The sequence below is a fragment of the Rhizobium sp. N122 genome, from assembly GCF_002211295.1.
Taxonomy (GTDB): Bacteria; Pseudomonadota; Alphaproteobacteria; order Rhizobiales; family Rhizobiaceae; genus Rhizobium.
The window spans coordinates 22,517-46,650 of the sequence record NZ_LOKU01000067.1 but is presented as its reverse complement, the minus strand read 5'-3'; the positions used below and the strand labels follow the sequence as shown (position 1 = coordinate 46,650).

Sequence of the window (24,134 nt, the reverse complement as noted above, 5' to 3'; positions counted from 1 at the left end):
CCGACCCTACGGGCCACCTTCTCCCCGCTGGGGAGAAGGGAACGGAGGCGTTGCGGCATATTCCCTTCTCCCCAGCGGGGAGAAGGTGCCGGCAGGCGGATGAGGGGGCCTCCAGCTCGAAGCCCCTTTTTCCACTATTTCTTCGACAGAAACTTCTGCTGCGCTTTGGTCAGATAGTCCGCCCACTGGTCGGCCAGATCCTTTGCCGAGATATCGCCGAGCAAGGCCTGCTGCGAGGTCTTGATCGCCAGCGAATCCTTGAAGAAGGCGAATTCCTCGAGATAGGTCGGCATCACAGTCGGCACGGTGTTCGGGTCCGCCAGTTCCTCGAACCAGCCCTTGAACTGGTCACCGGCATAGAAGGGATCCTTCTCGGCCGCGGTATAGGCCGGCAGGGCCCCGATGCGCTTGTTCCACTCGATATTGCCTTCCGGCCCTTCGAGGGTGGCGATCAGTTTCCAGGAGAGATCCTTGTTGCCGCTGGTCGCAAACATCGACCAGCCGCCATAGCCGATGGTCGGGAAGGACTTGCCGTCGGGACCCTTCGGCAGCGGCATGACGCCGAAATCTTCCTTCTTCATGCGTTCGGCGATGGCGATCAGCGCATCCGGATCCTGGTCGAGGAAGGCGCAGGTGCCGGAATAGAAGCCGGCGACGACTTCGTTGAAGCCCCAGTTGACGCTGTCCTTCGGCGCATAGCCCTTCTTGTAGAGATCGACCATCCATTCGATGCCCTTGGCCCAGCCGGGGCTGTTCATCGTCGAGGTGCCGTCCTCGTTGAAGTATTTGTTGGAGCCGGCCATCGAGGCGGCGAAGATCATCCAGCCGTTGAGGCCGCCCGGCCCGCCGCGCATGCAGTAACCGTATTTGCCGGGCAGCTTGGAGACCTTTTCCGACGCGGCGGTGAATTCCTCCAGCGTCTTCGGCGGTGCTGCAACACCGGCTTCCGAAAGCAGCTTCTTGTTGTAGAACATCGCCCTCAAATAGAAGCCGTAGGGCAGCATATAGGCGGTGTTCTTGACGTCGCGGCCGAGCTCGAGGGCGCGCGGCGTCAGCTCCTTGGTATGCTCCCACTTTGCGAGATAGGGCTCGAGGCTTTCGAGCATGCCGTTATTGGCATAGAGCGACAGCCAGGTATCCGGCATCTCCATCACATCGGGCACGTCGCCGGCCGATACCATGGTGGCGAACTTCTGGAAGGCTTCGTTCCAGGGCAGCGAGATGATGTCGACCTTGGTGCCGGGATTGGCGGCCTCGAACTTGCCGACGATCGATTTCAGCGTTTCGGTGCGCTCCGGGCTGGTGATGACTTCGACAAGCTTCAGCGTGGTATCGGCAAAGGCCGTACCCGCCATCATCGAAGCAAAGAGCGTCGAGATTATTAGTTTTTTCATGCTCAGTTCCCCCTTTTTAGGTTTCTCGGGTTTCAGGATTGCGAGGCGGCGGCGAGCGCCTCCTCGATGTCTCTCCACAGCGCCTCGGTTCCTTCGAGGCCGACATGGAGGCGTACGGATCGCGCATGGATGCCGAAGGCTTGCGCGGAATTCGGCTGTGCCTTCTGCTGCAGCACCACCTCGCCCGGTACGATCAGGCTTTCATGTCCACCCCAGCTTACACCCAATTTGAAGAGCTTGAGATGGTCGGCGAAGGCGCGGATATCGACGCCGTCGCGGAAGATGAAGGAAAACAGGCCCGAGGTGCCGTTGAGGCCGGCGGGCAGGCGGTTGGCGAGGCCGGGATGGCAGACCGTCTCCACCACATCGAGCCGCTGCAAGCGCTTGGCGATCTCAAGCGCCGATGCCTCATGCGCCCGCATGCGGAGCGGCAGCGTGCGCAGGCCGCGGATCAGCAGCCAGGCGTCGAAGGGCGAAAGCTTGCCGCCGAGATAGGGATAGGCTTCGGCCTTGATGCGGGCGATCATGTCTTTCGAGCCGGCGACGATGCCCGCCACCACATCGCTGTGGCCGCCGAGATATTTCGAGGCCGAATGGATGACGAGATCGACGCCGAGTGTCAGCGGCCGCTGGAAGAACGGGCTCGCCCAGCTGTTGTCGATCATCGAGAGGACGCCGTGCCGCCTGGCCAGCGCTGCGAGCGCGCCGACGTCATGCGCCTCCATCACCCAGCTCGTCGGGCTTTCCAGATAGAGGAGCTTGGCGCCGGGCAGCGCTTTGGCGACGGCCTCCTCGTCGCGCCCGTCGACATAGGTCACCTCGATCTTCATCCGCTTCAGGATGGTGCCGAACAGGCGGAAGGCATCGGGATAGACATGTTTGACGGCAACGATCCTGTCGCCCGGCTCGACGAAGCTCAGCACGGAAGACGAGATCGCCGCCATGCCGCTGGCAAAACCCAGCGCATCCTCGGCACCTTCGAGCTTGGCCAACATCTCTTCAAAGGCGCGCACCGTCGGGTTCAGCCCGCGCGTATAGGTCGGCCGCACCTTCTCGCCGCGATAGACGGTGATCATCTCCTCATAATCGGAAAAAGTGAAAAGCGAGGTCTGGAAGATCGGCGGCACGACGGCATCGGCGAAGTTGCCGTCGTCGTGGGCGGTGATGAGGGAAGCAAGATCGAACGGGTCGGCGCCGCTGCTCATTTGGACATTTCCTTGATGTCTTCCTCGACGATGTCGAGAATTTTCAATGTTTCCGCCCGCGCCGCCTCGGCATCTCCGGCGGCGATCGCGTTGAAAAGGGTGCGGTGAAAGGGAAAGGACCGGCGGGCGAAATCCTGCCGGTCGAAGGGATGCTCCCAGAAGCGCTCGAAAGTCTCGCGCATCTGTTCGAGCAGCTGGCGAAACAACGGATTGTGGGTGGCGTCGTAAACGGCGAGATGGAAAGCCAGATCCTCCGGCCCCGAGGTGCCCTTCTCCAGATGCACCCGCTCCATCTCGTTGAGTTTTTCCTCGATAACGACAAGATCCCTGGCCGTGCGCCGCCGCGCCGCAACCATGCCCGCCTCGCATTCGATGCCGCGGCGAACCTCCAGCGTCTGCAGCAGCGCGTCGCGCAGATGCACCGCATCGAAGGACAGCGGCATATGGATCGTCGCCCGGGACACCGGCTTCAGCAGATAGGTGCCGCTGCCCTTGCGCGTCTCGATCACCCCCAGCGCCTGAAAATGACGGATCGCCTCGCGAATCGTCGACCGGCCGACGGCAAGGGCTGCCATCAGCTCGCGCTCCGCCGGCAGCCGGTCCCCCGCCTGCAGCCGTGCATCCTCGACATAATCCGCCAGCGCATCGGTCACCTGACGCGCGCGGTCCATGGCGGGAAGCGGCCGGATCACCGGCCTGTCGCTAAGCTTTGCCTTCATGGTTCCCATTTTCTTGTCAGGCAGTCAGGTCGTGAAATTGGTCTGACATCTTAGCATTTCGCAAAGGGCGAAAGACGTCAAGGGGTGTTGTTCGGGGCCGGCGTTCCACGGTTTCCTTTCCACTCCGAAACGGCGTCATAAACATGTCGATACGCAATTTGACCGGCTGCCGGACGGCCGTAGTCAACGTCTCTTTGATATCCGGAGCCGCAGATGCAGGCGCACCAGCGGCAGACATGCCGCCAGTTCCCCAGGCGGCACCCGGTGGCGCTTACCGCGGACACGCGGTGGAACCGGCTCCCCGTTCGGGTGTTCCTCTCGATCAACAAGGGAGCTTCCAAATGACCTACGTCGCATCGCCGAGCTACGACCGCAACGACGCCAGCCGCGCTTCCAACCTTCGTCAGTGTCTCGATACCGCCAGACGCCACCTCAATGAGACTGCGCACAGCTCGGAAACCGAGAAAATCGAGACTCTCGTCGCTTCCGCCATCGAAGCGGGCTGGGAAGAGGATGAAGTGCGCGAGGCACTCAGCGCCGGCGACGAGCACGGAAACAAGATGCCGGAGCAGGAGCTACCCGTCCCGACTATCGGGTTGGTCCCTTCGTCGTCTTTCTGACAGGCGGCGGAAGCTTGCCGGGCATCTGATCCCTTCCCCCAACGTGTCGCGGGTCAAACCGGCGAAGCTCGTTTCGCGCTCCTCTCGCCCCGCGCCATCCGGCGCGGGGCGATGTCCATGTTTGTCGTCTGGAAAAACGATAGGCGCCCTCGCAACGTCCATATGATATCAGTCCGCGACAGTTGCCAGATCGACCAACGCCTTGATCGGCAAATGATCCGAGGCGATGCGGGCGAGCGGTGTGTCATGCGCCTCCACCTCCGAGATGATCCCCTTGCGATTGGCGATGATGCGATCGAGGGCGAGAAGCGGGAGGCCGGCGGGGAAGCTGGGGACGGCGGGCGGCAATTCTCCGAAAGCGGATTGGAAGGTGTTGAGCGAGGAGCGGTCGCCGAGGCGCCATTCGTTGAGGTCGCCGAGCAGGATGGTCGGCATCTCCTGTCGGTCGTTGATGAGTTCGACCAGCATGCGGGCCTGCTGGGCTCGGTTATGGCGCAGCAGGCCGAAATGCGCGGCGATGATGCGCAGCACCCCGCCCTGTTCGAGCTCGATCTCGGCGACGAGGGCGCCGCGCGGCTCCAGGCCCGGCAGCTTGACCTGGTGCACATCATGCACCAGTCCCTTCTTGAAGAGCACGACATTGCCGTGCCAGCCATGCGCTTTGGCCATGCCGGCGACCGGCACCGGGATCAGCCCGGTTTCCCGCTCCAGCCGGCCGAGATCGAGAATGCCGGTGCGTTCGCCGAAGCGCGTATCGGCCTCCTGCAGCGCGATGACGTCGGCGCCGATTTCATGGATCACCCGGCTGGTGCGCTCGGGATCGAAGCGCCGGTCAGTGCCGACGCATTTGTGCACGTTGTAGGAGGCGATCAGCGTTCCGGCGCTGCGCGGCCGTGTCTCGGTATAGGCCGGATCAAGCCGCTTTTTCCGGCTCCTGATCGAAGCCAGAATGCTGGCGGGAAGATTGACTTTTCTGGCGTGCATCGGACGGCGCAGCTGTTCCGTTGATCAAAAAGGCTTCTCCCGGCAGTATAGGAGGGCCAGCGGAACTTGCCATGTCCGCCGGCAAAATAATCCTTCACAGATAGGGCGAACCGAGCCATAAAACCTTCTCAAGCAGCCGCACCGGGAAGGGCCGCGCGCGTAAGCCGTCGAGCGTCACCGGCGTTGCCGATTTCAGGGTGTCCTCGATATGCTCGTCGATCTCGCCGGCAAAACCCTCGTTCAGCACTTCGAGATCGACCTCGAAATTCAGCCTGAGCGAGCGCGGGTCGAGATTGGAGGAGCCGACATAGGCCCAGGTGCCGTCGATCGTCAAAAGCTTGGAGTGGCTGAAACTGCCGGTTGAGCGCCAGATGCGGCAATAACCCTTGAGGATCTGGTCGAATTGCGCCGTCATCGCCCGGTCGACCAGCACGAGATTGTTGACCGCGGGCACGACGATATCGACTTCGACGCCGCGCCGCGCCGCCGTCACCAGGGCGCTGATCAGTTCGCGGTCCGGCAGGAAATAGGGCGACATGATACGGATCGACTGGCGCGCCACGGAAAAGGCGCCCATCAGCATCTTGTGGTTGGTCTCGACGCTGCGGTCCGGGCCGGAGGCGACGACGCGCATCAGGATGGGATCGCCGGGGCTGCGCTGCGGCGGTTCGATGCGCCAGGCCTCGTCGTTCAACAGCTCCTGCGTGGAAAAGCGCCAATCCTCGGCGGCAAGATCGAAGAGGTCGGCAACAACCGGGCCGGTAACGCTGAAATGCGTATCATGGGCAAAGCTCTCGCCGGTCGCCTCCTCGCTGAAGCCCGCGCGGATGTTCATGCCGCCGGTCAGCGCGATCTTGCCGTCGACGATCAGGATCTTGCGGTGAGTGCGCAGATTGGCATAGGGCAGCCGCAAGCCCATGATGACATTGCCGTTGAAGACGGCGACGGTGACGCCGCCATCTCTCAGATGGCCGAGAATGCTCGGCACCGAATAACGCGCGCCGACCGCGTCGATCAGCACCCGGACCTGCACACCGCGCTTGGCCGCCGCAATCAGCGCATCGGCGATGCGAAGGCCGATCGCGTCGCGATCGAAAATATAGGTTTCGAGCAGGATGCTGCGCGCCGCCTCGTCGATGCTCGATTTCATCGCCGCATAGGCCTCGTCGCCGGTCTCCAGCACGTCGATCGTATTGCCCGAGGTCAGCGGATTGCGCGTCACCCGGTCGCCGAGCGTCTGCAGCGCCGCAAAGCGGCGGCCGAACTGGCTGATGACAGTCTCGGCCTCGGCGTCGAACGTCTCCAACTCGTCGATTTCGGCCGCCGGCAGCAGCGCGTCGCGGCGGATGCTCAGCGATTTGCGGCGGATGCGGTTGATGCCGGCAATCGCATAGAGCACTGCCCCGATGATCGGCGACAGGATGATGACGCCGACCCAGCCGATTGCCGCGCGCACCTCCTCCTTGGTCATGGCGGCATGGATCGCCGCCGCGGCTCCCATGGCGATCGAAACGACAAAGAGGATATGCGGCCAATAGGTCGACAGGAGATAGAACATCGCTGGCAAATATAGCCGGGAAACGGCGGCGTTCAATCGCGCCTTACCTCTCCCATCACGCGAAATTTTTCGTGATCATTTTTTTGTCCCGGCAACCATCGCGCCCGCAGGAACAATCCCGGCGCGCAACGATTGATCCCCAGGAGATGAGGATCGCATCATGAACATCGCCGCAAGCGTCGGCCCCGCCCTGGCGCTCGAAGTCGCGGATGCGCAAAGCATCGCCGAACTCAGGCATCAGGCCGAAGGCTGCACCCGCTGTGATCTCTACAGGAATGCCACGCAGACCGTCTTCGGCGAAGGGCCTGGGGCAGCCGAGATCGTCCTCGTCGGCGAACAGCCGGGCGATCAGGAGGACATGACCGGAAGGCCGTTTGTCGGCCCGGCCGGCCGGCTGCTCGATGCCTGCCTTGAGGAGGCCGGTCTCGACCGCCGGCGCTGTTATGTCACCAATGCCGTCAAGCACTTCAAATTCACGCCGCGCGGCAAACGGCGGCTGCATGCAAAACCCAATGCCGGCGAGATCCGGCGTTGCGCCTGGTGGCTCGGCGCGGAGCTGAATATTCTGCAGCCGAAACTCGTCGTCAGCCTCGGCGCAAGCGCGCTATATGCGCTGCTCGGGCCAAAGGCGAAGCTGACGCCGGAGCGCGGCCATATCCTGCATCCGGCGAACCATCCGCCAGTCCTCGTCACCATCCACCCTTCCTATCTCCTGCGCATCCGCGATGAGGCGGAACGGCACAGGCTGCGCCGGGATTTCGTATCAGATCTGCACAAGGCCGCCGTGTTTCGGTCTTGATGGATGCCGAATCTCAACCCTGATATGCTGCAACGCGAAATATTTGCGGTTGCAGCACGATTTCTCTTGAAAGAGCTCCCCTCCTCTGGAACCATCCCGGCAGTATCGCGTTCGAACGACGGCATCATGTGACTGGAGATCAGCGATGGCAGAAACTCGGGATGAGTGGATCAAAAAACGTGCATACGCCCTCTGGGAAGAAGAGGGTTATCCGACAGGGCGAGAATCCATCCATTGGGAACAGGCACGGCACGAGCGCGAAGCGCTCGAAGGCTCCGCCGCCTCGTCCGACGGCAAGGAAGTCAAGCCGAAGGCCAAGCGCAGCGTCGCGGGCAGCAAGACGAACGGCGTCGTGACCCCGGCACCGAAACGAACGGCGAGCCGCAAGACGGCACTCTGAATACAGAAATCAAGCAGCTGGATCAAAAAAGGGCGTCGCCGCGGCGCCCTTTGATGCTTTTTGTCATAAGCTTGAATTAGTTGTGCATTATCGAATTTGCGGTGGATGGGCTTCCATGGGGGAACAGAGGCCGGATGACGCTGCACGCTTTGAAGCTTCCTGGAAAAATTGAACCCTCACCCGATAACCGGGAACAACAACAGACATTGGCTGTTTATGGCGAAACCGGGGAAATTGCCATGAACGACGACTATGCCGATATCCTCTCCGTCCCGCTCGCCGCAGCCGGCCGCCGTGCTTGGCCCGCGATCGTCTAGAGGGATGGAGATGTTGCTGCTCGTCATCGCCGCACTGCTTTACCTCGGACTCGCGCTCGGCTTCATCCTTGTCGTCGACAATCTCGTCGGGCTGGTTTTCCGTGATCCCCGCGCGCCGGTGCCGCCGCCCTTCTTCGCTATCGGCCGCGCCTTGGCCGCATCACAAAAATTCTATCGGAAATAAAGACCGCCGCCGGTCAGAGGCCTAAACAACGCCGTCGAGTTCGGGATATTTGCGCATCAGAGCCACCTCGCTTGTGCAGCTGTCGTCACGTGCCGTCAGTTCGATCGAGATCGTGTCGGTGGGATCGAGGCGGCCGCTGTCGTGATATACGGGAATGCGCGCCCCGCTCTGGCTGACCAGCACGGCATCCCGTTCGAAACCTCTTTGCAGCAGCCAGTCCCGCGGCGCCATCAGGCGGATGTCGACCTTATAGGAGTGCTCCTTGAGGCTGACGGTATAGGTGACTGGGGACACTTGCCCGTTGACGTCGATCGCTCCGTTTCCATCGGCTTTGACAATGTGGTTTTCCATATCTCGGCTCCTGTTTGTGGGCGGTTTTCTCATCTGGAATGGTGCGAACGCGGCTTTTGTTCCGAAATCCGGGTGAGTGATCCTGTGGCCGGAACTTTCGGCCTCAGCACCAGTTTGACCCCTTTGCACACCAGAGGAGGCAACGATGCCGAGAGGTGACAAATCCGACTATACCGACAAGCAGAAGCGTAAGGCAGAGCACATCGAGGAGGGCTACGAGGATCGCGGCGTCTCTGAGAAAGAGGCCGAACGGCGTGCCTGGGCGACGGTGAACAAGGAAAGCGGCGGCGGCAACAAATCCGGTTCCGGCCGCGGCAAGAAGGACACGCACGAATCCTCCGAAAAGGGCGGCCGCATAGGCGGCGCCGCATCCGCCGCACGCTCGAAAGAGGAACGCTCCGCTTCCGCGAAGAAGGCAGCCGCGACACGCAAGCGCAACGAACATCACAGTCACCATTAACGCGCAGGAGAAGCGGCTTAGCCCGCCCGCTCCCGGCAAAGGAAAATCAGCCATGGCCAAATCGAAGAAGAAATGGTCGCAGGACGTGACCGAACACAGCGATGCGATGGACCTGAAACAAGGCGTGTTCAAATCCGACGACCCGAAGAAGATCGCCCGCTCCGTCAAACATTCCGCCGAAGAGAGCCATCGCCGCAAGTCGAGCCCGTTTCGCGCCGCCATGTCGATGCTGACCTTCTACATCAACCGCGCCGGCGACCAGCTGACGAAAAAGCGTCGCGGCACGCTTGAAAAAGCCAAGGACGAATTGCGAAAAGACTTCGGTCGGCAACCGAAGGGATGAGCTGAGATGGCCTATGAGCTTTATTACTGGGACGGTCTTCAGGGCCGCGGCGAATTCGTGCGACTGGCACTGGAGGAAGCCGGCGCCGATTATCTCGACATCACCCGTCAGCCCGGTCGCGGTACGGATGCGATGTTCGCGCTGATGAAGAGCGAAAGCGAACCGCATATTCCCTTCGCCCCGCCTTTCCTGAAGGACGGCGACCTCATTCTCCCCCATGTCGCCAACATTCTGTTTTATCTCGGCCCGAGGCTCGGCCTTGCGCCTGAAGGCGAAGGCCTTCGCCATGTCGCCAACGGCTTGCAGCTCACCATCACCGATTTTGTCGCCGAGGTACATGATACGCATCACCCGATCGATACGTCGCTCTATTACGAGGACCAGAAGCCGGAAGCGAAAGCCCGCTCCGCCGCCTTCATCCGCGATCGCATTCCAAAATTCCTCGGTTATTTCGAGCGTGTGCTGCGGCAGAATCCTGCAGGTCCCGATCATATCGTCGGAAATGCGCTCAGCTATGTCGACCTCTCGCTCTTCCAGGTGATCGAAGGCCTGACCTATGCCTTTCCGAACGCCATGGCGAAGCGCAAGGCGGAATATCCGGCGCTGCTTGCCCTGCATGATCGGGTGGCGAAGCGTCCGAATATCGCCCGCTATCTCGCTTCCCCTCGCCGCCTCGCCTTCAACGAGGACGGGATTTTCCGGCATTATCCTGAGCTCGACAGCGCGGAGTGAGGCAAGAGCCGTTTATTGCAGCGGCACGGCCGCATCGAAGAAGCCGCCCCACGGGTCGCTGGGGCGGGTCTTCAATCGCTGCGCCACGTTGGCGATCGTAAAGGCGGCCGGGCCGCCGACCGCGTTCAATTCAGTCCAATCGAGCGGCATCGAAACCGGCGCTCCCGCTCGCGCCCGCGTCGAATAGGCCGCGACCGCCGTATTGCCGCGGCCGTTGCGGAGATAGTCGATGTAGATATGCCCGCCGCGTTTGGCCTTGGTCGCGGTTGAGAGATATTTTTCCGGCGCATCCGCCGACATGCTCTCCGCGAGAGAATGGGCGAAATCCTTCACCTCCGCCCAGCCGGCCTTCGGCGCAAGCGGCGTTACCACATGCAGGCCCTTGCCGCCCGAGGTCTTGACGAAGGCGGCAAGGCCGCGAGCTTCGAGCCGCGCCTTCACGTCAAGTGCGGCGGAAATCACCGCTGTCCAGGCCACGTCCTCGCCGGGATCGAGGTCCATGGTGATCATATCCGGTCTTTCCCAATTTTCGGTCGTCGTGCCCCAGGGATGGATTTCGAGCACGGCCGATTGCACCAGCGCCCTGAGACCATTGAAATCGGCAATCCGCAGCAGCTTTTCGCCGTCCATTTCCTCAGGATCGGCGATCTCTTCGATATGGGCATTCATGCCCTTCCAGGCATGTTTCTGGAAAAACCGCTGGCGGCCCTTTATCCCATCCGGCAAACGCAGCAGCGCCAAGGGCCGATTGACGAGATAAGGTGCGATGAACGGCCAGACCGCGGCATAATAATCCGCGAGACCCTGCTTAGTCACGCCCTCCTCCGGCCAGTACAGCCGGTCGGGATGGGTCAGGACGACGTCCGATGCAGGTGGATTTTTCGGGCTCATTCCTCGATCTCGCGTGTGAGGAAATCAAGTAGCCTGTTTTCCTCGGCCCGCAAGCCCCGCAGCGGTTCGGCGCCGCTCTCGATCACCGGATGATCGTTGCCGGCGAGCGCGATGATCGCCGGATGGATATAGCTTGAGCGTGAGATTGCCGGTGTGTTGTGCAGCGCCTCGGCTGAGGCCTCCGCCATCTGCTTCACCGTCGGCCGGCCGCCGCTGACAATCGTCTCACGCGCCGCACCAAAAGCCGCCAGCGAGCCGGCCCAGGTGCGGAAGGTCTTGGCTGAAATCGGAATGCCCGATATCTCGGCGAGGTAGGCGTTCAAGCGGCCGGAATCGATCGGCTTCAGCGCCCCGTTTTCATCCTTCCAGACGAAGAGCTGGCGGCCTGGCAGGTCAGCGATCTCTTCCAGGATCTTCTGCAGCCTGGGATGCTTGAGGCTGCGCTGGACGCGCTTGCCGCCCTTGGCGCGGAATTTCAGCTCGATCTGCCCGTCAACGATCTTCAGGTGCCGTTTCAGCAGCGTCGTTGCGCCATAAGTGCCGTTTTCCCGGACATAGGCCTGGTTGCCGACGCGCAGATGCGCCTCGTCGAGCAGCGTCGTCAGGGCCGCAAGCACGCCGTCGATATCCTCCGCTCCAGTGTCGAGATGGCGCAGCACGGTGCGGCGTATCCGCGGCAGCGCCCGGCCGAACTCGATCAGCTGATGGAATTTCCCGGCACTGCGGAAGGACTGCCAGTCCTTGTGATAGCGGTATTGCTTGCGCCCGCGCGCATCGATACCCGTCGCCTGCAGATGGCCATTGTCGTAAAGGCAGATCCAGACATTCTCATAGGCCGGCGGCAGGCCGAGCGCACCGATGCGCGCCCGCTGCAATTCGTCGGCAAGCGTGGTGCCGTCGGGCATGACATAGCTGAAACCCTTGCCCTTCCTTCGTCTGCGGATACCGGGTTCGGCATCGCTGACATAAACGAGACCAAGTTGGGTGATGGCTTCGGCATTCATTTTTTCTGCTACTTGCTCCGACGCCCGAACCTGAACCAGCGGCGACGCTGGGCCTTGGTCGCCCCCTCCGGCGGCTGGGTCTGGCCTGTCGGCGCAAAGACCGCGACGCTCTGGGCATAGACGATGACCGGATTGTCCTGATCGTGCACGGCGAATGCCTCCGTCTCCGTCCCGGTGTCGAGAACCCGCGACCACTGATGCAGCCCATTCACCTCGGGCAGGTGGATCTGACAGTCGCCGCCGGCATTGAAGACGAGGAAGAGGTCGTCCATCGCCTCGGTTTCCGGGGCATGCACGCTCCTTGAGAGATAGACGCCGAGCACCTGCAATCCATCGTCATTCCAGGTGCCGTCGTCCATGAAGCTGCCATCCGGCTTGTACCAGGCGATCTCGATGCGCCCGTCCTCGCTCTCCTCGCCGGTCAGGAACCGCTCCTGCCTGAGCACCGGATGGGCCTTGCGGAGGGCGACGGCCTGCCTGAAGAAATTGAGGAAGGGATCGTCGAGCCCATCCCAGCCCGTCCAGCCGATCTCGTTGTCCTGGCAATAGGCGTTGTTGTTGCCGCCCTGGCTGTTGCCGATCTCGTCACCGGCCAAGATCATCGGCACGCCCTGCGACAGCATCAGCGTCGCAATCATATTGCGCCGCCGCCGCGCCCGCGCCGCGTTTATGTCGGCATTATCGGTCGCGCCCTCTGCGCCCATATTGTCGGAATGATTGTCGGAATGGCCGTCCCGGTTGTCCTCGCCATTCGCCTCGTTGTGCTTGCCGTCGAAGGAGACGGTATCCATCAGGGTGAAGCCGTCATGGGCCGACAGAAGATTGATCGAGGAGGTCGCCCCCCGGTCGGAATGGTTGAATTGCAGCGCCGAGCCGGTGATGCGCGCCGCAAGCTCCGACACCATACCGCCATCGCCCTTCCAGAACCGGCGCACGTCGTCGCGGAACTTGTCGTTCCACTCGCGGAAGGGATGCGGGAAACCGCCGACCTGATATCCGCCCTCACCGATATCCCAGGGTTCGGCAATCAGCTTGACACCGGCCAGGATCGGATCCTGCCGGATGGCGCCGAAAAACAGACCCTGTCGATCGAATTCCAGATCCTGCCGGCCGAGCGTGCTGGCAAGGTCGAAGCGGAAACCATCGATATGCATCACCCCGACCCAGTAGCGCAGGCTGTCGAGCACCATGCGCATCACCATCGGGTTGGCGACGTTCAACGTATTGCCGGTGCCTGTGGTATCGAAGGTGTGCCGGGGATCATCGGGGGAGAGGATGTAATAGCTGGCATTGTCGAGCCCGCGGAAGGACAGCGTCGGTCCCTTCTCGCTGCCTTCGGCCGTATGATTGTAGACCACATCCATGAACACCTCGATGCCGGCGGCATGGAACCGCTTCACCATGGTCTTGATCTCGGTGATCTTGTCTCCGGAGAGGTAGCGCGATTGCGGCGCGAAAAAGCCGAGCGTCTGGTAGCCCCAGTAATTGCGGAGATCCTTTTCCAGGAGGTAACGGTCGTCGAGGAAGTACTGAATCGGCAGGAGCTCGATTGCCGAGACGCCGAGCTTGACGAGGTGGTCGATGATCGGATCGCTGCACATGCCGAGAAAGGTGCCGCGCAGCCGGTCCGGCACTTTCGGATGCGTCATCGTCAGGCCGCGCACATGCGCCTCGTAGATGACGGTGTCGGGCCAGGGGCGGCGGATCGCCTCTTCACCCGCCCAGTCGAAATCCGGATCCTGGACGACGCCCTTGACCATGAACGGCGCGCTGTCGCGCTCGTCGAAGGTAAGGTCGTCTTCGCCGATCTGATAGCCGAACAGCGCGTCGTCCCATTTGAGGGCGCCCGTCACCTGTTTGGCATAGGGGTCGAGCAGAAGCTTGTTGGCATTGAAACGATGGCCGGCGCCGGGATCGTAAGGGCCATGGGCGCGGTAGCCGTAGACGGTGCCCGGCCCGACGCCGGCGACATAGCCCGACCAGATGTCGCCCTCGCGCTTCGGCAACGGCATCCGGGCAATCTCATCCTTTCCGTCCGGGGAAAACAGGCAGAGCTCGATCTGTTCCGCATGCGCCGAGAAAACGGCGAAATGGGTGCCGGAACCCGTATACTCCGCCCCCAGTTCAGGCTTGAGGAAGTCGAGTTCCGAAAATGAAAAGCTCATGATGCCCCGCTCGATGAAAAGACCAAGCGGGAAACGTCACGGCGGTTCTAAAGTTCCCTGATCAACCGGGAAAAGCAACGATATCGCGCGCCGGAAGGGGCGTTTACGGCATTAGCTGGCCGCCGTTGACCTCGATGATCTGGCCGGTGATGTAACCGGAGAGCGTCGGCGATGCGAGGAAGAGATAGGCGCCCACACAATCCTCCGATGTGCCGACAAAACCCATTGGGATCGATTTGCGCTGCAGTTCCATCTGCTCGTCATTGGTATAACGCTCGTGGAAGGGTGTGGCGATGACGCCAGGGGCCACAGCGTTGACCCGGATCCTATCGGCGACGAATTCCTTGGCGTGACCACGGGTGATCGTCGAGACGAAACCCTTCGATGCCGCATAAAGGATCGCCCCGTTGCCGCCGCCGTTGCGGGCGGCAATCGAAGTGGTGTTGATGATGAAGCCGCCCTGCTTCTTCAGCCACGGATGGGCCGCGCGCGTCGCCGCCAGCACCGAGCGGGCGTTGAGATCCATGACCGCGGCATAATGCGCGTCGGTATATTCTGCGGTCGGCTTGCGCCCCAGCATGCCGCCGGCATTGTTGATGAGCCCGTCGAGATGGCCGAAGGTCTTTGCCGTCTCCTCGACGACACGCTCGGTCTCCCCTTCCCGCGACACATCGCCCTGGATCAGATGCACGGTGCCGCCGGCCGCCCTTATTTCTTCAGCGAGCGCTTCCGCCGGCTCGCGACTGGCATTGTAATGCACGCCGACTTTCGCCCCTTGCGCCGCAAAGGCGCGGGCGAGCGCCGCCCCGATCCCGGTCGAGGCGCCGGTGATCAGCACCGCCTTGCCGGCGAGATCCGGCAGTTTGATCGATGCGAGCAATTGAGCAAGTTCCGCCATGGCTAAGACAGCCTCCCGAAAGACAAGGACATAGGTGATGAAACAGACAGGGGAAGTCTATCAGCCGAAATCGGCGAAGGGCAATGCACGAAAAGGCGAGAATTGCATGGAGGGGATGCCGTGGCTGGCCAGTTCGGGCCGACCCAAGACCCCTCCCCAACCCCTCCCCACAAGGGGGAGGGACTAAGTTGCGGTTTCCGGCGGTGACCAAAAGACAGCTCTTGCCGGCTGTTACCGCTCAACACATGGCACGATGGAGGGTTTCGAGGCGATGCGGCCCGTTAGCCCCTCCCCCTTGTGGGGAGGGGTTGGGAAGGGGTCTTGGTCTCGCCGACCTGTCGATCAGAATAAGATCTCATCACGAAGACACCCAAAAGACCGGCTGCGGCTTCTGGCGCACGAGCGGCGGGAACGCCAGCGCAATCGCCGCAGCCCCGAGCCCAACCATCGCCGAGCCGATGAACAGCCAGGAATAATTGGCGAAGGTATCGAAGATCCAGCCGCCGATCAGGGGCCCGAAGGCCATGCCGAGGCTGGAGAGCATTGTTGCCGCGCCGAGCACGGTGCCGATGATGCGCTGGCCGAAATATTCCCGCGCCAGCACGGCATAAAGCGGCATCACCCCACCATAGGCGCTGCCGAAGACGATGGCGAGCGCATAGAACTCCGTCAACTCGCTGACGAGCAGATAGGTCGCGAGCGCGCCCGCCTGCACCAGCAGGCCGGCGACCAGCACCGGCTTCACGCCGATCCGGTCGGCAAGGGTGCCATAGAGCAGCCGGCCGCCGAGGCCGGCCAGACCCTCGACGCTGTAGATGCTGACGGCCGCCATCGGCGCGACGCCGCAGATCGTCGCATAGTTGACCATATGGAAGATCGGGCCCGAATGGGCCGCGCAGCAGGCAAAGAAGGTCAGGCCGAGCACGATGAATTGCGGCGAGCGGAAGACTTTCGACAGCTGTGGCCGGGCGCCTTCCGCGGCAAACTCGGTGCCGGTATCGACGGTTTCGGCCGGCGGGCGCCGGACCAGCAGCGCGGCAGGCACCAGCAGCACCCAGGCCGCGACACCGATGATCAGCATGGCGGGGCGCCATTCATAGGCCGAGATCAGCCAGCGGGCGAAAGGCGAGATCGTCATCGGCGCGACACCCATGCCGGCGGAAACGAGCGACACCGCAAGGCCGCGGTTTTCATCGAACCAGGCGGTCGTCGCCGCAATCATCGGCGCGAAGAAGGTGCTGGCGGCGAGGCCGACGAGGATGCCGTAGGTCAGCTGGAACTGTAACAACGTTTCGGCCCGGCTCGCCAGAACCAGTGCCAGGCCGAGCAGTACGGAGCCGATCAGCACGACGATGCGCGGGCCGAAACGGTCGCTGGCCGCACCCCAGAGGAAACCGCCGAAACCCATGACGATGAAATTCAGCGTCATCCCGCTGGCGATCCCGACATGCGACCAGCCAGTCGCGCTGGCGATCGGCTCCTGGAAAATCGCCAGCGAGAACATCGTGCCGATGGCCACGCACGACATCAATGCGCCCAAGGCGACAATGACCCAACGATAGGAAACACCCATGGCTTCATAACCTCCATGCCGACAGAGTGATCGCGACGCATCGGCGCCTCGCGATCTAAAGACGTTTGGGCCCTTGCGATTTCGACAGCGGCTCACATCTTTTTTCGCCGGATAGTGCTACAGAGTGCGAAACATCACCAGCGCGTCGACATAACCCTCTGTCGGATGAAGGAAGACGCCGGGGAGACGGCCGACGATGTCGAAGCCGAGGGATTGCCAGAGCCCTACGGCGCGGCGGTTGCTGCTGACGACGAAATTGAACTGCATGGCGCGAAAGCCGCTTTCGCGGGCATGATCCAGGGAATGCTCATGCATCCGGCGGGCGACGCCGCGGCCGGCCGCGGCAGCAGCGGTCATGTAACCGCAATTGCAGACATGGCGGCCGCCACCGGCCTGGTTGGCCTTGATGTAATAGGTGCCGAGGATGACGCCATCCTCTTCGGCGACGAAGGTCTCGCGGTCCGGCCCCATCCAATAGGCGAGCGCATCGGTCTCGGAGAGATCGCGGTCGAGCGCATAGGTCTCGCCGGCGCGGATCGTCGGGCCGATGATCCTCCAGATGGCGTCTCGGTCGTCGTTTTCTGCGGGTCGGATCAGCATGCCCGATTTCTACAGAAGCCGGGCAGCGGGCGCAACGGCGCGAGCGCGCTCAAACCCTTTCGAGCGCGACCGCAATGCCCTGGCCGACGCCGATGCACATGGTCGATAGCGAATATTTTCCACCGGTCTCCACAAGTTCGAGCGCCGCCGTGCCGGTGATGCGGGCGCCCGACATTCCAAGCGGATGGCCAAGCGCGATCGCGCCGCCGTTGCGGTTGACCCGGGCATCATCGTCGGCAATGCCGAGCGCGCGCAGCACCGCCAGCCCCTGGCTGGCGAAGGCCTCATTGAGTTCGATGACGTCGAACTGTTCCGGAGTCATGCCGAGCCGGGCCATCAGCTTGCGCGAAGCCGGGATCGGGCCGACGCCCATCACCCGCGGCGGAACGGCGGCGGAGGCGCCACCGAGGATGCGGGCGATCGGGGTCAGGCCATATTTTCGCGCCGCCGCTTCCGAAGCGACGATCAGCGCCGCCGCCCCGTCATTGACGCCGGAGGCATTGCCGGCGGTCACCGTGCCGCCTTCCTTCTTGAAAGGGGTCGCAAGCTTCGCCAGCGTCTCGATTGTCGTCGCACGCGGATGTTCGTCCTTGTCGACGATGATGGCATCGCCCTTGCGCTGCGGGATGGTGACCGGGACGATCTCCTTCGCCAGCCGTCCGCTTGCCTGAGCGGCGGCCGCCTTCGCCTGGCTGCGCACCGCAAAGGCATCCTGGTCCTCACGGCTGACATGATAGTCCTCGGCGACGTTCTCGCCGGTCTCCGGCATGGAATCGACGCCATATTGCTTCTTCATCAGCGGGTTGACGAAACGCCAGCCGATCGTCGTGTCGTGGATTTCGGCGGCCCGCGAAAAGGCGGTCTCTGCCTTCGGCATGACGAAGGGGGCGCGCGACATGCTTTCGACACCACCCGCGATCATCAGCTCGGCCTCGCTGGCGCGGATGGCGCGTGCGGCCGTGATCACCGCATCCATGCCGGAGCCGCAGAGCCGGTTGATCGTCGTGCCCGGGACGGCGATCGGCAGACCGGCGAGCAGCGCCGACATGCGCGCCACATTGCGATTGTCCTCGCCCGCCTGGTTGGCGCAGCCGAAAATCACGTCGTCGACGGCTTCCCAGTCGACGCCGCCGTTGCGCTCCATCAGCGCCTTCAGCGGAACGGCGCCGAGATCGTCGGCCCGCACCGGGGCGAGCGAGCCGGCGAAGCGGCCGATCGGCGTCCTGATATAGTCGCAGATAAAGGCTTCGGTCATGGCTCTTCCTCAGAGTTCCGGGACGACGAGATCGGCAACCGGCCCGTCGACGTGCAACGGCGCCCCTGTCATTGCCTGCAATTCCTCCAGCGACATCGCGGCCAGCTTCTCCCGCAGGACGAAGCGCCCGTCGACGATGTCGATGACGGCGTGGCTGGTATAGACGCGGGTGATGCAGGCGACGCCGGTCAGCGGGAAGGTGCATTTCTCCACCAGCTTCGGCTCGCCCGTCTTGGTGACATGCTCGGTGATGACGCAAACCTGCTTGGCGCCGTGCACGAGATCCATGGCGCCGCCGACCGCCGGCACGCCCTTGCTGCCGACCCGCCAGTTGGCGAGATCGCCGCTTTGGGCGACCTGGTAGGCGCCGAGGATCGCGACATCGAGATGGCCGCCGCGCACCATGGCGAAGCTGTCGGCGTGGTGGAAGAAGGCCGCCCCCGGCTTCAGCGTCACCGCCTTCTTGCCGGCATTGATCAGATCCCAGTCCTCCTCGCCTTCGGCGGGCGGTTCGCCGAAATTCAGGATGCCGTTTTCGGTGTGAAAGATCGCCTGGCGGCCGGGCGGCTGATAGCGGGCGACCATTTCGGGAAAGCCGATGCCGAGGTTCACATAGGCGCCGTCGGCGATGTCCTGCGCGGCGCGCCAGGCTATCTGCGCGTTGGAAAGCTTGATATCTTCCCTTGTATTGATGGGATGGTTATCGACGGTCATACGTAGGCCACTCCGGCTCGAATGAGTTCTTCTTCCTGCTGCGGATGGGGAGCGGCGACGACGCGATCGACGAAGATGCCGGGTGTCACCACATGCTCGGGATCGATACCGCCGGCTGGTACGATCGATGAAACCTGAACGATGGTCTTCGCCGCCGCCATGCACATCAGCGGATTGAAGTTGCGGCCGGCCTTATTGTAGGTCAGGTTGCCATGGTTATCGCCGATCTCCGCCTTCACGATCGCAAAATCGGCCTTCAGCCAGCGTTCCTGCACATAATGGCGGCCGTCGAATTCGGCGATGACCTTGCCCTCGGCGAGTTCCGTGCCGTAACCTGTCGGCGTGTAGAAAGCCGGAATGCCGGCGCCGCCGGCGCGGATGCGCTCGGCCAGCGTCCCCTGCGGCACCAGTTCCAGTTCGATCTCGCCGGCCAGGTATTTGTCGGTGAAGGCACGTGGATCCGACGAACGCGGAAACGAGCAGATCATCTTCCTGACCATGCCGGCATCGATCATCGCAGCAATGCCGATGCGGCCGTTGCCGGCATTGTTGTTGATCACGGTGAGGTTCTTGCTGCCCTTGTCGATCAGGGCATGAATGAGCTCGATCGGCGCGCCGGAGCCGCCGAAACCACCGATCATCACGGTCGCGCCGTCGCCGATCTCGGAGACGGCCTCGGCCGTGCTCCCGACTGTCTTGTCCATGCCGGATATCTCCTAGGCTCGATCGGCCAGACACCTGCCCGTCCCATCCTGTTGCTCAGATAAAGCGCAGCAGGGGCATACTGCAAGACAATTTGTGCGTTATTTGACTTTTGTTCATATATCGCACAATGAGGAGCGGTCGGGCGCAGCCCGAGCAATCGATCCAGTGAATCGATTGCAGCGACGAATGCCCGAAGCGCAAGCGAAGGGCGGAGCGGTATAAAATTTGGTTTGACGACAGGAGCCAACAATGCGCGAAACGGACTTCGTCAGCGGCTTTGCCCGCGGCCTGAAAGTCATCGAAGCCTTCGGCGAAACGCGGCAGCGGCTTTCGATTGCCGAAGCTTCGAAGCTGACGGATCTCGACCGCGCCACGGTGCGCCGCTCGCTGCTGACGCTCGCCGAGCTTGGCTACGCCGATTATGACGGCAAGTTCTTCTCGCTGACGCCGAAGATTCTCAGGCTCGGCCATGCCTATCTCTCGGCGACGCCGCTGCCGGCGCTGCTGCAGCCGCATCTCGATCATCTCTCGGAAAAGGCCGGCCAGAGCGCCTCGGCGTCGGTGCTCGACGGCACCGAAATCGTCTATATCGCCCGGGCCGCGCAGCGCCGGGTCATGTCGATCAATCTCACCCCCGGCAGCCGCCTGCCGGCCTATTGCGCCTCGATGGGCCGGGTGCTGCTCGCAGCCCTTGGCGAAAGCGACGCGCGCGCCATCCTGGCCCGCAGCGAGCTGAAGCAAAACACGCCGAGCACCAAGACCGACCCGGAAGAGCTGATCGCCGAATTCCGTCGCGTGCGCGCCGAAGGTTACGCCATCATCGATCAGGAGCTGGAAATCGGCCTCTGCTCGATCGCCGTGCCTGTCGCAAACGACCGCGGCGAAACGGTTGCGGCGATCAATATCGGCGCGCCGGCCGCCCTCGTTCCGGCCGCGGAGATGAAGGCGCGCTATCTGCCACTGCTGAAGGAAACCCAGGCCACCTTGCGGGCGCTGCTGCGCCGCTGACGGCAAGCATGAGAAAAGGGGCGGCCCCGGCCAGCGCCGGAGCCGCTCGCGATGATCAATGCGTCAGGTCGAGCGCGGCGGTGAGATCGCCCATCGGCGGACGACCGTTATCAGCAAGCGCCTTGTCGCGGGCGACGATGCCCGGCAGCACCGGCAGATCGTAGCGCGCGGTGATCAGACGGATGATCGAGGTCGTGTCGTACTGGGTGTGATCGACGCTGCCGCCCTTGGCGAAGGGCGAGATGATGAAGGCCGGAATGCGGTTGCCCGGGCCCCAGCGATCGGCCTTCGGCGGCGCGACGTGATCCCAGAAGCCGCCATTCTCATCATAGGTGACGATGACGAGCATATGGCCCCATTGCGGGCTCTTCTCGAGATGGGAGACGATATCGGCAAGATGCTGGTCGCCGCTAGCGACATCGGCATAACCGCCATGTTCGTTGAGATTGCCCTGCGGCTTGTAGAAGGAAACCGCCGGCAGCTTGCCGTCGTCGATATCCTTCAGGAAGGCTTCGCCGGCCAGGCCGCCGTCCTTCAGATGTTCGGCGCGCGCCGGCGTGCCGGGCGCGAAATTGGCGAAATAGTTGAACGGCTGATGGTGGAACTGGAAGTTCGGCACCGGCGTGGCGTTCTTGCCGTCCAGCGCCGCCTGCCAGGCGCCGCTATACCAGGCCCAGCTGACGCCTTTCTGCGACAGCAGGTCGCCGATGGTCACCGCATGCTGCGGCGGCAGCGTTGTCGCCGCAGCCGGATCGGCCAAGGCCGGATCGCCGTCCTTGGCCGGCGGATTGGCGCTCGGTTGATAGGGCGGCTGCATGGTGTTGACGGCGTAGAAATCGGGCGTCAGCGTGCCGTCGGAGACGAATTTCGGGGCGCCGTCGAGTGCCGACTTCGGGGCGTTGTCGGCCATAACAAGCGACGTGCCGTCAGCATCGACCTTGGCGATCACCGGCTTGGCCGGGCTCTTGTCGGCATCCGGGTAATAGGGCGCACAGGCGCAGACCAGCGCGAAGTGATTGAGGAAAGAGCCGCCGAAGGCGCCCTGGAAAAAGTTGTCGGCAAGCACGTATCGCTTCGCCACCTGCCACATCGGCAGGATGGAGCCGTCATAATGGCCCATGACCAGGCTGCCGGAATCGGCCCAGGCGACGAACTTGTCGTTCTTGCCGCCGTCGATCTGCATTTGCTCCTGGTAGAAACGGTGCCAGAGATCGCGGGTGATGACCGACGGCGCCAGCGCGAATCCTTTCGGATCGTCGATCGCAAAGCTGGCATTGGCAAGATGGGCCGACTGCGCCTCGGTGATCGCAGGCGTGACACCCTTGGCGGTCAGCCCGCCCCAGGCCGGCGGCAGCTCGGCGAGCGGCTGGCCATCGCGGTCGAGCTGGCGCGCCTGATCGGCGCTGACATTGGCAAGGCCGTCGGCGCCGGGAAAGCCGCCATAGAGATTATCGAAGCTGCGGTTTTCGGCATAGATGACGACGATATTGTCGATCTTGTCGTAACCGGCGGGCGCGGCATCGGCTGCCGTCACTATCGCGAGCGGCACCATCGCCGATCCGGCGAGACAGAGGGCGTTGAGGAGTTTCAGTCTTTTCACGGGATAACCTCATGGCTGGGGCGTTGGCTAGAGGGAGCGGGAAACGCTCGGGGGCGCACCGACGCTATTCCCGCCATCTATCAACTTTGTGACGTCGGGCTTGCCGTGGGGTCGCAGCAGAAGGCCGTCATCAAATTGTTGCAGCGAGGTTCGATCATGATGGGTGGTAGTCCCAAGCTATTGGAATCCTTATCATGACGACGAAAATCACCTGGCTGACGCGCTCCGGTCTGGCGGCCGGAATCGGTGCAGCGGCACTCTGTCTGGCGATTCTGCCGCTGCGGCAAAGCAGCGCGGCGGTCGCCGCCGGCGGCGTCCATCCCGGCCCGATGTCGCGCGCCGAGGCCTGCGCCCGGGCCGAGACGCTGACCGCGCTCGGCCGCAAGATATTCTCAGACCCCTCGCTGTCGGCCTCGGGGCTGCAGGCCTGCGCCTCCTGCCATGATCCCCTCCACGCCTTCGGCCCGGCCTCGGCCGCACCGGTCGAGATGGGCGGCAAGGATTTGAACAAGCCGGGCCTGCGCGCCGTGCCGACGTTGCGTTATCTGCAGGCGGTGCCCTCCTTCAGCGAGCATTTTTACGATTCCGAGGACGAGGGCGACGAAAGCGTCGACAATGGCCCGACCGGCGGCCTGACCTGGGACGGCCGGGTCGATCACGGCGCCGACCAGGCGAAGATCCCGCTGCTCTCACCCTTCGAGATGGGCAACAAGGATGCGGCCGAGGTCGCGGCCAAGCTGCGCAAGGCGCCCTATGCCAACGCCATCAAGGCAGCCTTCGGCGACAGCGTGTTGGACAATCCGCAGGACACGTTCGACGCTGCCGCCGAGGCGCTCGCCACCTTCGAGCAGAGCGGCCCGGACTTCTATCCCTATTCCAGCCGCTACGACGCCTTTCTCGCCGGCAAGGCGACGCTGAGCGCGCAGGAATTGCGCGGCCGCCAGTTGTTCGAGGATCCCGCAAAGGGCAACTGTTCGAGCTGCCACCTGAGCGAACCCGCCAATGACGGCGAGCCGCCGCAATTTTCCGACTTCGGCTTCCTCGGCCTTGCCGCCCCGCGGAACATGGCAATCCCGGCCAACAGCGACCCCAACTATCACGATCTCGGCCTCTGCGGCCCTCAGCGTACCGACCTTGCCGGACACAGCGAATATTGTGGCCTGTTCCGCACGCCGACGCTGCGCAATGTCGCGCTGAAGAAGAGCTTCTTCCACAACGGCTATTTCCACACGCTGCGCGACGTGGTCTCCTTCTATGCCACCCGCGACAGCGATCCCGGCCGCTGGTATCTCAGGAATTCCGACGGCTCGGTGCGCAAATATGACGACCTGCCGCAGACCTACTGGGGCAATCTCAACCAGGATCCGCCCTTCGGCCGGAAGCCCGGCGATGCACCGGCGCTGACCGACCCCGATATCGACGACATCGTCGCCTTTCTGGGGACGCTGACCGATGCGGACCTGCTGCCGGAGGTGGGTGGGCATTGAAGTAATTCGGCCGCTCTGCGTTGGTGAATGAGCCAAGGTTCGACGATTCAGGCGCTCATCACTCGGATGAAAGTTGGCGATACACAGGGGCGTCTAGTTGCTCGCAGCGCGCCACTACGCCGCCCGATGAGTTCGATAGGTTCAGCGCCCCCCCCGCCTGAAGCGCAG

The 24,134-nt window shown here is 62.9% G+C and carries 26 protein-coding genes; 10 read left to right on the top strand and 16 right to left on the bottom strand.

Features of this window, described 5'->3' with window-relative positions; translation table 11 throughout:
* Positions 1–134: 134 nt before the first annotated feature.
* The 3 genes from ATY75_RS29680 to ATY75_RS29670 are packed head-to-tail and all read right to left on the bottom strand — an operon-like array spanning position 135 to position 3,318.
* Positions 135–1,394 carry a sugar ABC transporter substrate-binding protein gene (locus ATY75_RS29680; protein WP_088940223.1) on the bottom strand — a complete coding sequence of 420 codons (1,260 nt, stop codon included), beginning with the start codon at positions 1,392–1,394 and terminating at the stop codon, positions 135–137.
* A 32-nt stretch (positions 1,395–1,426) separates the two neighbouring features.
* Positions 1,427–2,599 (bottom strand): PLP-dependent transferase, encoded by a 1,173-nt coding sequence (locus tag ATY75_RS29675; protein WP_088940222.1) that lies wholly within the window; start codon positions 2,597–2,599, stop codon positions 1,427–1,429.
* Positions 2,596–3,318, bottom strand: a complete 723-nt coding sequence (locus ATY75_RS29670; RefSeq protein WP_088940221.1) for a FadR/GntR family transcriptional regulator — start codon at positions 3,316–3,318, stop codon at positions 2,596–2,598. The genes ATY75_RS29675 and ATY75_RS29670 overlap by 4 nt, the downstream gene beginning before the upstream one ends.
* 341 nt (positions 3,319–3,659) lie before the next feature.
* On the opposite strand from ATY75_RS29670, the gene ATY75_RS29665 reads away from it, so the two are divergent.
* Complete coding sequence (locus ATY75_RS29665; RefSeq protein ID WP_088940220.1) at positions 3,660–3,938, top strand: hypothetical protein; 279 nt, start codon at positions 3,660–3,662, stop codon at positions 3,936–3,938.
* A gap of 168 nt (positions 3,939–4,106) precedes the next feature.
* On the opposite strand, the gene ATY75_RS29660 is transcribed toward ATY75_RS29665, so the two are convergent.
* The gene (locus tag ATY75_RS29660; RefSeq protein WP_064843265.1) at positions 4,107–4,922 is read right to left on the bottom strand and encodes an endonuclease/exonuclease/phosphatase family protein; all 816 of its coding nucleotides are present in this window, start codon (positions 4,920–4,922) and stop codon (positions 4,107–4,109) included.
* A 94-nt stretch (positions 4,923–5,016) separates the two neighbouring features.
* On the bottom strand, positions 5,017–6,480 hold the full coding sequence (locus ATY75_RS29655) for a phosphatidylserine/phosphatidylglycerophosphate/cardiolipin synthase family protein (RefSeq protein ID WP_088940377.1): 1,464 nt from the start codon (positions 6,478–6,480) through the stop codon (positions 5,017–5,019).
* A 160-nt stretch (positions 6,481–6,640) separates the two neighbouring features.
* Between ATY75_RS29655 and ATY75_RS29650 the strand changes: the two genes are divergently transcribed.
* From ATY75_RS29650 to ATY75_RS29635, 4 genes are all read left to right on the top strand, one after another.
* Positions 6,641–7,279, top strand: coding sequence for a UdgX family uracil-DNA binding protein (locus ATY75_RS29650; RefSeq protein WP_088940219.1), 639 nt, complete (start codon positions 6,641–6,643; stop codon positions 7,277–7,279).
* Between the two features lie 145 nt (positions 7,280–7,424).
* On the top strand, positions 7,425–7,679 hold the full coding sequence (locus tag ATY75_RS29645) for a DUF2934 domain-containing protein (protein WP_003574663.1): 255 nt from the start codon (positions 7,425–7,427) through the stop codon (positions 7,677–7,679).
* A gap of 134 nt (positions 7,680–7,813) precedes the next feature.
* Positions 7,814–7,996 (top strand): hypothetical protein, encoded by a 183-nt coding sequence (locus ATY75_RS29640; protein WP_088940218.1) that lies wholly within the window; start codon positions 7,814–7,816, stop codon positions 7,994–7,996.
* A gap of 4 nt (positions 7,997–8,000) precedes the next feature.
* The gene (locus tag ATY75_RS29635) at positions 8,001–8,180 is read left to right on the top strand and encodes a hypothetical protein (protein WP_088940217.1); all 180 of its coding nucleotides are present in this window, start codon (positions 8,001–8,003) and stop codon (positions 8,178–8,180) included.
* Positions 8,181–8,201: 21 nt separating this feature from the next.
* On the opposite strand, the gene ATY75_RS29630 is transcribed toward ATY75_RS29635, so the two are convergent.
* Positions 8,202–8,531: a hypothetical protein gene (locus ATY75_RS29630; protein ID WP_088940216.1), complete on the bottom strand. Its 330-nt coding sequence runs from the start codon at positions 8,529–8,531 to the stop codon at positions 8,202–8,204.
* Positions 8,532–8,676: 145 nt separating this feature from the next.
* On the opposite strand from ATY75_RS29630, the gene ATY75_RS29625 reads away from it, so the two are divergent.
* Genes ATY75_RS29625 through ATY75_RS29615 form a run of 3 tightly spaced genes read left to right on the top strand, consistent with a single transcriptional unit; the run spans position 8,677 to position 10,066 of the window.
* Entirely contained in the window at positions 8,677–8,991 is a 315-nt protein-coding gene (locus ATY75_RS29625; RefSeq protein ID WP_011655053.1) for a hypothetical protein, read from the top strand.
* 52 nt (positions 8,992–9,043) lie between these two features.
* Positions 9,044–9,334, top strand: a complete 291-nt coding sequence (locus ATY75_RS29620) for a DUF3175 domain-containing protein (protein ID WP_064843254.1) — start codon at positions 9,044–9,046, stop codon at positions 9,332–9,334.
* 6 nt (positions 9,335–9,340) lie between these two features.
* On the top strand, positions 9,341–10,066 hold the full coding sequence (locus ATY75_RS29615; protein ID WP_088940215.1) for a glutathione S-transferase: 726 nt from the start codon (positions 9,341–9,343) through the stop codon (positions 10,064–10,066).
* Positions 10,067–10,078: 12 nt separating this feature from the next.
* Here the strand turns inward: ATY75_RS29615 and ligD are convergent, their stop codons facing one another.
* From ligD to ATY75_RS29570, 9 genes are all read right to left on the bottom strand, one after another.
* A complete protein-coding gene (ligD, locus tag ATY75_RS29610; protein ID WP_088940214.1) occupies positions 10,079–10,957 on the bottom strand; it encodes a non-homologous end-joining DNA ligase in 879 nt (292 codons plus the stop codon).
* A complete protein-coding gene (locus tag ATY75_RS29605) occupies positions 10,954–11,961 on the bottom strand; it encodes a DNA topoisomerase IB (RefSeq protein WP_064843249.1) in 1,008 nt (335 codons plus the stop codon). The genes ligD and ATY75_RS29605 overlap by 4 nt, the downstream gene beginning before the upstream one ends.
* A gap of 8 nt (positions 11,962–11,969) precedes the next feature.
* Entirely contained in the window at positions 11,970–14,126 is a 2,157-nt protein-coding gene (gene glgX / locus ATY75_RS29600; RefSeq protein WP_088940213.1) for a glycogen debranching protein GlgX, read from the bottom strand.
* 103 nt (positions 14,127–14,229) lie between these two features.
* Entirely contained in the window at positions 14,230–15,024 is a 795-nt protein-coding gene (locus ATY75_RS29595; protein ID WP_064843244.1) for an SDR family NAD(P)-dependent oxidoreductase, read from the bottom strand.
* Between the two features lie 358 nt (positions 15,025–15,382).
* A complete protein-coding gene (locus ATY75_RS29590; RefSeq protein ID WP_088940212.1) occupies positions 15,383–16,597 on the bottom strand; it encodes an MFS transporter in 1,215 nt (404 codons plus the stop codon).
* Positions 16,598–16,714: 117 nt separating this feature from the next.
* Positions 16,715–17,197: a GNAT family N-acetyltransferase gene (locus ATY75_RS29585; RefSeq protein WP_088940211.1), complete on the bottom strand. Its 483-nt coding sequence runs from the start codon at positions 17,195–17,197 to the stop codon at positions 16,715–16,717.
* 49 nt (positions 17,198–17,246) lie between these two features.
* A complete protein-coding gene (gene pcaF / locus ATY75_RS29580; protein WP_088940210.1) occupies positions 17,247–18,452 on the bottom strand; it encodes a 3-oxoadipyl-CoA thiolase in 1,206 nt (401 codons plus the stop codon).
* 9 nt (positions 18,453–18,461) lie between these two features.
* Complete coding sequence (locus ATY75_RS29575) at positions 18,462–19,166, bottom strand: CoA transferase subunit B (RefSeq protein ID WP_088940209.1); 705 nt, start codon at positions 19,164–19,166, stop codon at positions 18,462–18,464.
* On the bottom strand, positions 19,163–19,870 hold the full coding sequence (locus ATY75_RS29570; RefSeq protein ID WP_088940208.1) for a 3-oxoacid CoA-transferase subunit A: 708 nt from the start codon (positions 19,868–19,870) through the stop codon (positions 19,163–19,165). Before ATY75_RS29570 ends, ATY75_RS29575 begins: the two co-directional genes overlap by 4 nt.
* 250 nt (positions 19,871–20,120) lie before the next feature.
* Here ATY75_RS29570 and ATY75_RS29565 point away from each other — a divergent pair, with 250 nt between their 5' ends.
* Positions 20,121–20,879, top strand: a complete 759-nt coding sequence (locus tag ATY75_RS29565; protein ID WP_088940207.1) for an IclR family transcriptional regulator C-terminal domain-containing protein — start codon at positions 20,121–20,123, stop codon at positions 20,877–20,879.
* A gap of 55 nt (positions 20,880–20,934) precedes the next feature.
* On the opposite strand, the gene ATY75_RS29560 is transcribed toward ATY75_RS29565, so the two are convergent.
* Positions 20,935–22,479 carry an acid phosphatase gene (locus ATY75_RS29560; protein ID WP_088940206.1) on the bottom strand — a complete coding sequence of 515 codons (1,545 nt, stop codon included), beginning with the start codon at positions 22,477–22,479 and terminating at the stop codon, positions 20,935–20,937.
* 194 nt (positions 22,480–22,673) lie between these two features.
* Between ATY75_RS29560 and ATY75_RS29555 the strand changes: the two genes are divergently transcribed.
* Positions 22,674–23,966: a cytochrome c peroxidase gene (locus ATY75_RS29555; RefSeq protein WP_088940205.1), complete on the top strand. Its 1,293-nt coding sequence runs from the start codon at positions 22,674–22,676 to the stop codon at positions 23,964–23,966.
* The last annotated feature ends 168 nt before the right edge of the window (positions 23,967–24,134 follow it).

Coding starts and splice junctions, on each gene's coding strand:
- ATY75_RS29655 (WP_088940377.1), bottom strand. CDS start 6,480: ATGTTCTATCTCCTGTCGACCTATTGGCCGCATATCCTCTTTGTCGTT.
- ATY75_RS29665 (WP_088940220.1), top strand. CDS start 3,660: ATGACCTACGTCGCATCGCCGAGCTACGACCGCAACGACGCCAGCCGC.
- ATY75_RS29590 (WP_088940212.1), bottom strand. CDS start 16,597: ATGGGTGTTTCCTATCGTTGGGTCATTGTCGCCTTGGGCGCATTGATG.
- ATY75_RS29635 (WP_088940217.1), top strand. CDS start 8,001: ATGGAGATGTTGCTGCTCGTCATCGCCGCACTGCTTTACCTCGGACTC.
- ATY75_RS29645 (WP_003574663.1), top strand. CDS start 7,425: ATGGCAGAAACTCGGGATGAGTGGATCAAAAAACGTGCATACGCCCTC.
- ATY75_RS29570 (WP_088940208.1), bottom strand. CDS start 19,870: ATGGACAAGACAGTCGGGAGCACGGCCGAGGCCGTCTCCGAGATCGGC.
- ATY75_RS29565 (WP_088940207.1), top strand. CDS start 20,121: ATGCGCGAAACGGACTTCGTCAGCGGCTTTGCCCGCGGCCTGAAAGTC.
- glgX (WP_088940213.1), bottom strand. CDS start 14,126: ATGAGCTTTTCATTTTCGGAACTCGACTTCCTCAAGCCTGAACTGGGG.
- ligD (WP_088940214.1), bottom strand. CDS start 10,957: ATGAGCCCGAAAAATCCACCTGCATCGGACGTCGTCCTGACCCATCCC.
- ATY75_RS29620 (WP_064843254.1), top strand. CDS start 9,044: ATGGCCAAATCGAAGAAGAAATGGTCGCAGGACGTGACCGAACACAGC.
- ATY75_RS29680 (WP_088940223.1), bottom strand. CDS start 1,394: ATGAAAAAACTAATAATCTCGACGCTCTTTGCTTCGATGATGGCGGGT.
- ATY75_RS29650 (WP_088940219.1), top strand. CDS start 6,641: ATGAACATCGCCGCAAGCGTCGGCCCCGCCCTGGCGCTCGAAGTCGCG.
- ATY75_RS29615 (WP_088940215.1), top strand. CDS start 9,341: ATGGCCTATGAGCTTTATTACTGGGACGGTCTTCAGGGCCGCGGCGAA.
- ATY75_RS29640 (WP_088940218.1), top strand. CDS start 7,814: ATGACGCTGCACGCTTTGAAGCTTCCTGGAAAAATTGAACCCTCACCC.
- ATY75_RS29555 (WP_088940205.1), top strand. CDS start 22,674: ATGACGACGAAAATCACCTGGCTGACGCGCTCCGGTCTGGCGGCCGGA.
- ATY75_RS29625 (WP_011655053.1), top strand. CDS start 8,677: ATGCCGAGAGGTGACAAATCCGACTATACCGACAAGCAGAAGCGTAAG.
- ATY75_RS29585 (WP_088940211.1), bottom strand. CDS start 17,197: ATGCTGATCCGACCCGCAGAAAACGACGACCGAGACGCCATCTGGAGG.
- ATY75_RS29575 (WP_088940209.1), bottom strand. CDS start 19,166: ATGACCGTCGATAACCATCCCATCAATACAAGGGAAGATATCAAGCTT.
- ATY75_RS29630 (WP_088940216.1), bottom strand. CDS start 8,531: ATGGAAAACCACATTGTCAAAGCCGATGGAAACGGAGCGATCGACGTC.
- pcaF (WP_088940210.1), bottom strand. CDS start 18,452: ATGACCGAAGCCTTTATCTGCGACTATATCAGGACGCCGATCGGCCGC.
- ATY75_RS29605 (WP_064843249.1), bottom strand. CDS start 11,961: ATGAATGCCGAAGCCATCACCCAACTTGGTCTCGTTTATGTCAGCGAT.
- ATY75_RS29660 (WP_064843265.1), bottom strand. CDS start 4,922: ATGCACGCCAGAAAAGTCAATCTTCCCGCCAGCATTCTGGCTTCGATC.
- ATY75_RS29675 (WP_088940222.1), bottom strand. CDS start 2,599: ATGAGCAGCGGCGCCGACCCGTTCGATCTTGCTTCCCTCATCACCGCC.
- ATY75_RS29595 (WP_064843244.1), bottom strand. CDS start 15,024: ATGGCGGAACTTGCTCAATTGCTCGCATCGATCAAACTGCCGGATCTC.
- ATY75_RS29670 (WP_088940221.1), bottom strand. CDS start 3,318: ATGAAGGCAAAGCTTAGCGACAGGCCGGTGATCCGGCCGCTTCCCGCC.